Genomic DNA, 10,143 nt, shown 5'->3' on the forward strand with positions numbered 1-10,143 from the left:
TCCATGGAAGGCAAGATATAGAAAGGATGGGTCAAATGAATGAATGGGTAACAGCTATGCAGGCGAGAAAGTGGATGAAAAAGAATGAGTCTTTCCTTCCCAACTGGCATGCCTATGTAGGATCTGAATTGGACTTGTTCAATGAATTTAAAACTGCGAGAACTGTGGAAGCGGTAAGTGAAAAAACAGGTTATCCGTTTGATTTACTCGCTTCATGGGTGAAGGTAGGAGTCGCTGTCAAGCATTTGAAGAAACGTCCGAATGACAGGTATCGCACTTCTAAAAGACGCTGTGCATCTTTAATGGGGGAAGATGACTCGCCGGGAGTAAAAGCTCTATTAAAAGAAATCATGGAACTCCACATTCCGACGATGCTGAAGTACCCTGACATCATGAAATCTCAGGAACGGGCGATATTTGATCATGAGTTACATGGAGAAGTAGTGGCTGAGACTTCAGCACTCCTTGAACATTTCGCCATTAAAAAGATTAAAAAAATGGTTCGCGATCGCAACGTTGATACAATCGTTGATCTAGGCTGCGGGCATGGAGGGTATTTGAGAAAGCTCGCTTTAGAATTCCCTAATATAAGTATGATAGGTGTCGACCTTAATCATAAAGTAATCGAGCGTGCCAGAACGCTTTCAGACAGCTTTCCAAACATCGAATATAAGGTCGGGGACATAAGTGAGTGGAAACCGGAGGGAGACGAAAAGGCCGATCTCGTTCTTCTTCATAACATTTTCCATTATATCCATCCGGATGATCGTCACCAGCTTTTGAATCATATCCATCAGTACGTCAGGCGGAGAGGTCTGGTTTCCGTGATCACCCCCATCAATGACACGGAGCACGGAGAAGCATTTTCTTCAGCCTTCAACAGTTTCTTTGTTGCCCATTCAAATCTATTCTCTTTACCTAACAAAAAGGAGCTTAAAGAAATCTCAGCGTATTGTGAATTCGATATGTTTGATTTAGATCCAATCATTAAGGAAGGGTCATGGTTTACTTTTTGGCTATGCCCAAGTGCCCCTGTAAAGGAAATGAGGCATACAAAGATAGCAGGAAGCTCGGAGCAGACATTCATGTCGCAATCGACAAAAGAATATACACGTTCTTCTTAATTCGTAAAAAAGTCAGCCTTGGCATTTTGAAGCCGAAGCTGACTTTTTTTATAGGGTTGAGTACGGACTAACGCGAACGCCCTTGAACAAGTCGCACGATAAGTACAATTAGTGCAATGACAAGCAATAAATGAATAAGGTTCCCGGCAATTCCTCCAATAACACCAAGCAGCCATAATACTAACAAGACAATCAAAATAGTCCAAAGCATAGTTTTTACCTCCTTATACAAATAGTAAGCATAGCGACATTCTTTTAAATAAACTTTGTCGAATGTCTTATCGCCCTTTATAATAAGGGTAGTATGTGCGAAAGGAGCCAAATTATGTTAGATATCGAAGAAATCAAAAAAATCATTCCGCATCGCTATCCGTTTCTTCTTATCGACCAAGTAGAAGAGGTCGTGGAAGGCGAGCGCGCTGTCGGGTATAAAAATGTTACAGTGAACGAACCATTCTTTCAGGGTCACTTTCCAGATTACCCAGTTATGCCAGGTGTTTTAATCACAGAAGCACTTGCTCAAATCGGGGCGGTGGCCATGCTGAAGAAAGAAGAAAACCAGGGCAAGCTAGCCTTTTTCGCAGGTATCGACAAATGCCGCTTTAAACGTCAGGTTAAACCAGGTGATCGGTTGAAGCTGGAAGTCGAAATCGTTCGTCTCAAGGGACCAATGGGGAAAGGGAAAGCAAAAGCTACTGTTGACGGAGAAGTTGCGTGTGAAGCGGAAATCATGTTTGCATTAAAATAAAATCTAAACCCGGCTTACCAAGCCGGGTTTTTTAATGCAGATTGGTGAATAAGGAATATTATGGTACAATTCTAGACGGACTAGTTCGAATCTATCAATCTATTAAAGGGAGAGTTGTAACATCATTACTATAGGTAAAGTACTAAAGACAGCGGCTGCGATGACTGTGTTGAGCTCCATCGCTGTTTTTTCAAGTACATATGTACAGGCTGAAGAAAATGTTGAACAAGAATGTAATTACGAGGTAAAGACAGGGGAAAACCCTGATTATCAGATGACGAACTGTTTATTAACCGAAGCGGCGATCAAATATGATGTTCCAGCTGAGATTGTGAAGGCTATTGCAGAACAAGAAAGCGGCTGGAAACAGTTCGATGAAAATGGCGACCCACTGACTTCCGTTGATGGTGGTATCGGAATTATGCAGTTGACCAACCAGCCTTCTTTCAATCAGGAAAAATTGAAAAATGATATTTCTTATAACATAGAGGCAGGTGTCAAAATCCTCAGCGATAATTTCGAACGAAACGATTTGCCTGTCATTAATGGTGCCGATCGTAATGTTATCGAGCATTGGTACTTTGCTATTTTAGCTTACAATGGAACAAAGCCAATTAACAGTCCCGTAAAACAATCCACTGGCGATAAAAATGAGGAAGCATATCAAGAAAAAATCTTTGCAAGTATTAATCAGTCCGTCGGATACGATCTTACTGAATTAAAATTCGATGCTGAAGATTTTGAGTATGATTCAGAAAGTGATCAGAATATCGAGTTCAAAAAAGATCAGTATCATTTCTTATTACCATTTACAAAGACGAAACATCTTCTCAAAGAAGGTCAAACGATCGGTTCAACAGTGGACTTGAACATTCGAAAAGAACCTTCTACAAAAGCGCAGAAAGTGGGGACGTTGAAAGAAGGACAGCTAGCAACTGTAACTGGCCCTGCTCAATATGAGACTTCAGGTATCCAAAACCAGTTTGTTTTTTATCCGGTCCAGCTGGAAAATGGAATAGAAGGATATGTGGCATCTGCTTATCTTCGCAATAAGTTTAAAGATTTACCTACAGATAATTATTCTGTTGAAGCCATTGAATATCTCTATGATATGAACATCCTTAAAGGCTATAGTGAAGATGAGTTCGGTTACAAAGATCCTTTGAAACGTAAGAACACCGCATTATTCCTGGTACGTGCAGAGAATATCTCCTTGGCTAATCGCCCAGACCCAGGTTTTGTTGATGTTCCAAAGAGCAGTGATTTTTATGACGAAGTTGCTGCGTTAGCGGATGAAGGGATTTTTAAAGGGGATAACAATAACCGTTTCAACTTAGATTCTTATCTGAAAAGAAGAGAAATGGCTGTCCTCCTGCAAAGGGTCTATCAGTTCCCTGAGGCATCGGAAACAGAGCCCTTCGTTGATGTGAAAGATGGAGACTGGTATCAAGACGCTGTTGAAAAACTTTATGCCGCAGGAATTACAAAAGGTGTAAGTGAGACAGAATTTGGACCTGATCAAAGAATTACAAGGGAACAGTTCGCTACTTTCCTTGCGCGCTCCATTAATGATGAATTTAGATAAATAATCTTCAACACTCCGGGGGAATACCGGAGTGTTTTTCATTATCCAGGAAAATGAGAACCTTAGGCAAATTGAATAACTTAGCAACATCATGATGGTCATAAGGTTCTGAATCCTCTGCTTTTTCTTAGGTGCAACCTGCTGGCGTTTTCCTCCACCATAATTTGGTATGAAACGTTAACCTATGGGAAAAATACCTGGTGTAATCACCAAAAAGGAGGAAAGACAAATGAAAACATTGCCTTTAAAACTTTTAATCGCTCTTTTAACATTCTCTATTCTGGGAGCTTGTGCTACGGAAGATGAGCAGATGGAGGAAGGAAACGATACAGAAGAAAACATGAATGAAGAGGAAGAAAATGGCGAAGGGAACATGGAAGAAAATAATATGGACGAAAATGAAACAGAAGAAGATATGAATGGTGAAGACAACCAGGATCAAGAAGATATGACTGATGGTGAGAATGACGCGACGGAAGAAGATATGACCAATGATGATACGATGGATAATGGTCAAGATAACAAGAACAACGGGAATGAATAAGACTAAACGTTAAAGCCGCTGATTTGAGCGGCTATTATTTTTGTTTAGGAAAAGTTAAGAAAGTAGCAATGATAACGATGCATATACCGCCGATCGTAAATATAGGCACCAAAAACTTAAGAGGTGATAAGAAATCTAATAAAAACAATGCCATACCGATAAAGAACACGAAAAATCCTATGATCGAAAAAGTTTTTGCCTTCATGAATCACTCCTGCTTTCTCGTCGAGACAGGCACAGAACAGCCTGCTCCTAGTCTATTTATCCTTTTTTACGTCTACAAGATTCCTCTTTTTTTCTATCGGAATAAATGAATGAAATGTGAATCGAAAAGCTGGACTAAGAATTACTTAGTGCAGCTTTTTGAAATCTGTTGGAAAATACCTCCGCCTTATGTAGAATAAGAGTAAGACAAGATTCATAAAAACTTTACAATTTGGAGTTTCCTAGTTTTTAGTGCGTGGAATAAGCGAATAGAGGTGATTAATGATGAAATACAGAACGGCTAGTGATTTGAAAGATTTATTATTAGGAGATTATGAGAGAGTGATCAACAGTATCCCACAAGAAAAATTAGATGTATATGTGTATCTTCACACAGTATACAAGGATACGTACGTACCCGATGACACCCTTTATCAATTTGTTTTCCGACATTTCTTCAGGTTGGATAATCCGAGCTTGACGAAAGAATTTGAATCCTATTACTTCAAGTTGATGGAAGAACAACGAGGATATGAGCGCCCGAATATCGTCCAAATTACGAAAAGCCTGTATGAAGTCAAGAACCATAAAGGAAATCCGACTATGCAGTTTCCATTAGCGGCTTCCATGCTCCACACGATCAATCCGGAATTCCCTACTTATGATGGTGATATCGTCAAAGCTTTCGATTTCTCCTCTACTTATCATCTGTCCGGGTTTGAGAAAAAAATGAAGCGGTATATTGGACAGTACCAACATGCTTTCAAGACTTATGGGGAACTTATGAATGATGAGGCCTTAGAACCTGTATTCGCACATTTTGAAGAGCGCTTCCGCGGATACGAGCTTCCGAAGGTGAAGAAATTAGACTTGATCGTTGCTCAGCTCGGAAATACCCTGCAGTAAGAGAGTACCGGACCCAATCACGGGTCCGGTTTTTTGTTGGTACAGGCTGGCAACAAGATTTTTGCATGTGTATATAGAGCCTCTACAGGTCACTTCCATGTTAAAAATGTCCGATTAAAGCTACTAGCGACTAGCGGTATTTCCCCTCGCTTCTGTACGATCGTTTTACATAAGTTCTCATTGTTCTCCCTTTTTCCTCTACCCCCACCAGTTCAGGTCGAGTTTTGGTGTATAGTCCCTCGTGGTCTTAAGTCCAACAGTTGCGTGAAAAGATTCACTTCACTGCACAATTGTTCTTAAGCTAGACAGGGCTGAGCAAGGCGATTTCACACTTAATAGAACCGACACAATTTTGTCATTTCAGTCAGACGTCTACAAGTTGCATTACAATTCTCACTTTAGTAACATTATTCATAATTATGACTACTTGGTCAGAGCGTTAAAATCGCTATAGATAAAGAATTGAACTCGCTTGACAGGGGAAACTATCTTGTAAAGGAAAGTGAACAATTCCCACACATAGAAAGCGTTTTTTTTACATAAAAGGGGAGGAAGTCTTGCATGAAAAGAATTTCCATGCTGCTGTTGTTGGTGGTTTTGCTTCTAGCCGCCTGTTCTGGTGATGATACGGACGAAGTGAAAAAAGAGAGAGTGACACCTGTAGAGGTAGAAAAAGTGGTGAAAGATGACTTTGTCATAGATCGGGAAATTGCTGGACGAGCATCGACTGCTGACTCTTCTCCAGTAATAGCCAGAACGCCGGGGGAACTTGTAACCTTAAACGTTGAAAAAGGAGATCGAGTAAAAGAAGGAGAAACCATCGGCGTAGTAGACCCTGGTAATGGAGAGAGTCAAGTTGAACTGCAACAACTGGCTGTACGTCAAGCTGAGAAACAGCTGGAGAATGCTCAAATCACGAAGGAGCAAGCTGAACTTGGAGTCGAGAATGCTGAAGAACAGGTGAATCTTGCAAAAGATGCTGCTCAGTCAGAAAAAAGTCAGAGCTCACAAGCGATTGAAGCGGCGCATGCCCAATACGAACAAGCGCAGCAATTAGCGGATCAGACCAAAAAACTCGTCGATGAAGGCTCGGTTCCAGAGGCACTCTATCAGCAGGCACAAAGCCGTGCGGATCAGGCCAAAGCCCAATATCAGCAATTGAAAGGCCAACAGCCTCAATCCACTTCCGCTGTCGCTCAAGCAGAGGCTCAACTCAATCAGGCTGAGCAACAGTTGGAGCAGGCAAAAGTTGGAGTCGATCAAGCGGAACTGCAAGTAGAGCAAGCAACCGTACAACTGAACCAAGCTAAAGAGCAAACCGCAAATGAAGCGGTTACGGCTCCGACATCCGGAGAGGTTTCGTCACTAAGTGCAAGCGAAGGAGATTTCGTGACGAATCAACAGCCTTTTGCAACAGTTGTAGGACTTAACCCTATGACAGTTACGGCTTCGATAACGGCAGAGCAACTGCCTTTATTTGAAAAAGGTGAAGAGCTTGAAGTTGAAATTGATTCGATTAACCAAACGGTCTCATCCACTATTCAATACGTTTCGTCAGTACCCGATGATACGGGCTTATATCCTGTCGAGGCGACCGTAGATAATGGAGAAGAGAAAATCAAACCAGGGATGATGGCCACTTTTCTACTTCCGGAAATTGTAGTCGAAAATACATGGATCGTCCCTACAGACGCTGTCGTTGAGGATGCAAATGAAGCGTATGTGTATCATGTGGTTGATAAGAAAGCTGTAAGAGTTGATGTGGAAATCATAGAGTCACAGACAGATCGTACAGCTATCGACGGAGATCTCCCTGCTGATGCCCAGGTCATCACGACTGGACAATTGACTCTTTCAGATGGTGGTAAGGTTACTATCATGAAGGAGGACGCTTAAGTGAAGCTTGTTAATCTCTCAGTGAAGCGTCCTGTTGGAGTAATTATGGTTGTAGCGGCCATTCTTGCTTTAGGATTTGTTTCTTTGCGAAATTTGACGATTGACCTTTATCCAGAAATTGAGCTGCCAATTGCTGTCGTCTCCACTCCTTATGAAGGAGCAGCACCCCAGGAAGTGGAAAAACTTGTCAGCCGACCATTGGAATCCTCAGTGAGCTCAATTGAAGGGTTAGAAGTCCTCCAGTCTCAATCGCAGGCTGGATCTTCTCTTGTTTTAATGCAATTTAATACAGGCGTGAATTTAGATAGTACGCTGTTGCAAGTCCGTGAAAATGTCGATCAGGTGAGAGGACTGCTGCCAGACGGAGCAGGCGAACCGAACGTGTTACGTTTTGACCCGCAGCAGCTTCCGATTATGACTGTAGGACTTTCAGGCGATACACCAGAGAAATTGCAGGAGGTAGCGGAAAGCCGTCTTGTTCCTTTTTTGGAAAGGCAGGAAGGGGTAGCCTCTGTCAGTATTGAAGGTGGGAAGATACGGGAAGTCCAGGTCCTTGTCGATCGTGCACAAATGTCTCAGTACGGTCTTGATTCTCAGACGATTGTCCAAACCTTGAGCGCTTCCAACCAATCGGCATCTGCCGGATCGATTAGTAAAGGGCAAAAAGATTTACAAATACGGGTAGAAGGTGAATTCGGATCAATTGAAGATGTGAGAGATACCATTATCCAATCCCAGTCAGGGGCCAAGGTTACGCTCGATCAGATCGCTGAAGTGAAAGAAGTACAGAATAATGCGAATACGATTTCGAAAGTGAATGGATCATCCTCGGTAGTCTTATCTATTCTTAAAAAAACGGATGCCAATACTGTAGAAACATCGAACCAGGTTCGTGAGGCGCTTAGCGAAGTTAAAGGTGATTTACCTGAAGGAGTAGGGACAGAGATCGTTCTCGATACCTCTGAATTTATAAAAATCTCGATTAACAGTGTCGTGCTGAATATTATTCTAGGTGGAATCTTCTCAGTTCTTGTGCTTCTATTGTTCCTAAAAAGTGTGCGCGCAACACTCGTCATCGGACTTTCCATTCCAATTGCCATCATTTCCACGTTCACACTCATGTACTTTACAGGGGAGACGCTGAATGTGCTCACGATGGGGGGACTTGCGCTTGGAATTGGTATGATGGTCGACAGTTCAATCGTCATACTGGAAAACATCGTAAGTTATCGCCAGCAAGGATACTCCATGACAGAATCGGCGAAGAAGGGGGCTTCAGAGCTTGCCCCAGCTGTCATAGCATCTGCTACTACAACTCTAGTTGTTTTTGTACCAATCATATTTGTAGAAGGAATTGCATCGGAGCTTTTCACACCATTGGCGCTGACGATCATGTTCGCGTTGATTGCCTCTCTGGCAGTTTCCATTACACTCATTCCTATGCTTTCTTCCAAACTATTGACCAAGTCTTTGAAAGAAAATGGACGCAGGTACTGGTTTGATCGTTTTATGGATAAAGTTAATGACGTTTACCGTGCTGCGCTAAGATGGGTGTTGAAGTTTAGAAAAACAACGATTGCCATCACTCTGGCTTTAATTGGAGGTAGTGTGGCGCTCATTCCTCTCATCGGAACAGAATTTATCCCTCCATCTGATCAGGGACAAATTCAAATCGATGTAAATATGCCTGAGGGAACATCGATGGAAGAAACCGAGGCATTCACCAACAAAGTGGATGAGCGGATTGAAGAATTTAGTGACATCATTGAAGTCAGCTATCTTTCTATTGGTGGCGGGGGCTTTGGGGGAGGAATCGGAAACACTTCTTCTGATTTTGCGAATTATACGATCCAGCTCGTAGACCCAGGTGACCGGGAAATCCGGACACAACAGGCGATGAAAGAAATCGATGAATCCCTTGCTGACCTACCAGGTGCGGAAATTCAAGTCAGTGAATTGGATGCAGGGTTAGGTACAGGTGCTCCTCTTCAAGTTCAATTGAATGGAACAGAGTACGAAGTTCTTGATCAGCTTGCCGATCAAGTCGCTTATGTCATGAATGATATTGATGGAGTAAGCAATGCCACATCTTCCACTGATGAAGGAAGGCCGGAAATGCAAATCGATGTCAATCGTGAAAAAGCCGCTCAATACGGTCTCACATATCAGCAAGTAATCGGGCAGGTACAGCTCGCTTTTAATGGGCAAATTGCAACTCGTTATCGCAGCGGTGGCGATGAGTTGGATGTCCGCTTAATTTTCCCGGAAGATGAACGTCAAACAATTTCTGACTTAGAAGGGATGTCTGTTCAAACTCCAGGCGGAAGTCTCATTCCACTTGCAACAATAGCGAATCTTGACCAAGTCCAAGGTCCTGTCTCGCTTTTACGTCAAGATCAGCAGCCGCAAGTAAATGTGGAAGCAGAAGTCGTGGGTATCGACTTAGGTACGGCAACGGAGGAAGTTCGTGCAGAGCTCGAGAGCCTCAATTTCCCAGATGGATACTCCTATGAAATTGGCGGACAAGCCCAAGATATGCAGGATGCATTTGGTGATTTATCATTGGCTTTGATTTTCTCCATATTTCTTGTTTATGCTGTTATGGCGATCCAATTTGAGAATTTCTTATTCCCGTTCATCATCATGTTTTCACTTCCAGCCACAATCATCGGTATTACGGGTGGACTCTTCATCACAGGTCTGCCGTTCAGTCTTCCTGCCTTTGTGGGGATTATCATGCTTGCAGGGATTGTCGTGAACAACGCTATTGTTCTTGTTGATTACATCAATATTTTAAGGCGAAAATCTTATGATCGATATGAGGCAATTTTAGAAGCAGGCCCGAACCGTCTTCGTCCTATATTAATGACGACTCTAACGACAATACTTGGGATGGTGCCTCTTGCGATAGGAATCGGTAGAGGAGCAGAAGCTCAGCAGCCGCTTGCTGTGACGATTATCTTCGGCTTGACGGTTTCAAGTTTCTTCACCTTAGTATTGATCCCAGTCGTCTACACGTACTTCGATGATTTATCCAATAAGATCACTCGCTTCTTTAAAAGAAGAGTAGAAGACTAAATTAATGTAAAAATTAACCCCCTCAGGTCATCCAATATATGGAATAACCTGAGGGGGT

Annotated in this window: 9 protein-coding genes; 7 read left to right on the top strand and 2 right to left on the bottom strand. The window is 42.4% G+C overall.

Translation table 11 applies throughout. From position 1 onward, the window contains the following. Positions 1-1,124 (top strand): class I SAM-dependent methyltransferase (locus tag LD39_RS15275; protein ID WP_231572590.1); only part of this gene is annotated, 1,124 nt, incomplete at its 5' end. A 67-nt stretch (positions 1,125-1,191) separates the two neighbouring features. On the opposite strand, the gene LD39_RS22735 is transcribed toward LD39_RS15275, so the two are convergent. After that, a complete protein-coding gene (locus tag LD39_RS22735) occupies positions 1,192-1,335 on the bottom strand; it encodes a lmo0937 family membrane protein (RefSeq protein ID WP_156112665.1) in 144 nt (47 codons plus the stop codon). Between the two features lie 114 nt (positions 1,336-1,449). Here LD39_RS22735 and fabZ point away from each other — a divergent pair, with 114 nt between their 5' ends. The 3 genes from fabZ to LD39_RS15290 all read left to right on the top strand — a co-directional run bounded on the left by fabZ (position 1,450) and on the right by LD39_RS15290 (position 4,001). Next, positions 1,450-1,872 carry a 3-hydroxyacyl-ACP dehydratase FabZ gene (fabZ, locus tag LD39_RS15280; RefSeq protein WP_035549092.1) on the top strand — a complete coding sequence of 141 codons (423 nt, stop codon included), beginning with the start codon at positions 1,450-1,452 and terminating at the stop codon, positions 1,870-1,872. Between the two features lie 160 nt (positions 1,873-2,032). Next, on the top strand, positions 2,033-3,457 hold the full coding sequence (locus LD39_RS21835) for an S-layer homology domain-containing protein (RefSeq protein WP_052158896.1): 1,425 nt from the start codon (positions 2,033-2,035) through the stop codon (positions 3,455-3,457). 229 nt (positions 3,458-3,686) lie between these two features. Then, on the top strand, positions 3,687-4,001 hold the full coding sequence (locus LD39_RS15290) for a hypothetical protein (protein ID WP_035549094.1): 315 nt from the start codon (positions 3,687-3,689) through the stop codon (positions 3,999-4,001). A gap of 34 nt (positions 4,002-4,035) precedes the next feature. On the opposite strand, the gene LD39_RS22740 is transcribed toward LD39_RS15290, so the two are convergent. Beyond that, a complete protein-coding gene (locus LD39_RS22740) occupies positions 4,036-4,206 on the bottom strand; it encodes a hypothetical protein (protein WP_156112666.1) in 171 nt (56 codons plus the stop codon). Positions 4,207-4,487: 281 nt separating this feature from the next. On the opposite strand from LD39_RS22740, the gene LD39_RS15295 reads away from it, so the two are divergent. The 3 genes from LD39_RS15295 (at position 4,488) to LD39_RS15305 (ending at position 10,085) form a co-directional block, all read left to right on the top strand. Further along, the gene (locus tag LD39_RS15295) at positions 4,488-5,111 is read left to right on the top strand and encodes a hypothetical protein (protein ID WP_231572591.1); all 624 of its coding nucleotides are present in this window, start codon (positions 4,488-4,490) and stop codon (positions 5,109-5,111) included. A 561-nt stretch (positions 5,112-5,672) separates the two neighbouring features. Further along, a complete protein-coding gene (locus tag LD39_RS15300; RefSeq protein ID WP_035549098.1) occupies positions 5,673-7,007 on the top strand; it encodes an efflux RND transporter periplasmic adaptor subunit in 1,335 nt (444 codons plus the stop codon). Beyond that, positions 7,008-10,085, top strand: a complete 3,078-nt coding sequence (locus LD39_RS15305; protein ID WP_035549100.1) for an efflux RND transporter permease subunit — start codon at positions 7,008-7,010, stop codon at positions 10,083-10,085. Positions 10,086-10,143: the final 58 nt, after the last annotated feature.

Origin of the sequence: Halobacillus sp. BBL2006, assembly GCF_000786645.1 — a bacterium.
Classification (GTDB): Bacteria; Bacillota; Bacilli; order Bacillales; family Halobacillaceae; genus Halobacillus.

Coding starts and splice junctions, on each gene's coding strand:
- fabZ (WP_035549092.1), top strand. CDS start 1,450: ATGTTAGATATCGAAGAAATCAAAAAAATCATTCCGCATCGCTATCCG.
- LD39_RS22740 (WP_156112666.1), bottom strand. CDS start 4,206: ATGAAGGCAAAAACTTTTTCGATCATAGGATTTTTCGTGTTCTTTATC.
- LD39_RS21835 (WP_052158896.1), top strand. CDS start 2,033: ATGACTGTGTTGAGCTCCATCGCTGTTTTTTCAAGTACATATGTACAG.
- LD39_RS22735 (WP_156112665.1), bottom strand. CDS start 1,335: ATGCTTTGGACTATTTTGATTGTCTTGTTAGTATTATGGCTGCTTGGT.
- LD39_RS15295 (WP_231572591.1), top strand. CDS start 4,488: ATGATGAAATACAGAACGGCTAGTGATTTGAAAGATTTATTATTAGGA.
- LD39_RS15290 (WP_035549094.1), top strand. CDS start 3,687: ATGAAAACATTGCCTTTAAAACTTTTAATCGCTCTTTTAACATTCTCT.
- LD39_RS15300 (WP_035549098.1), top strand. CDS start 5,673: ATGAAAAGAATTTCCATGCTGCTGTTGTTGGTGGTTTTGCTTCTAGCC.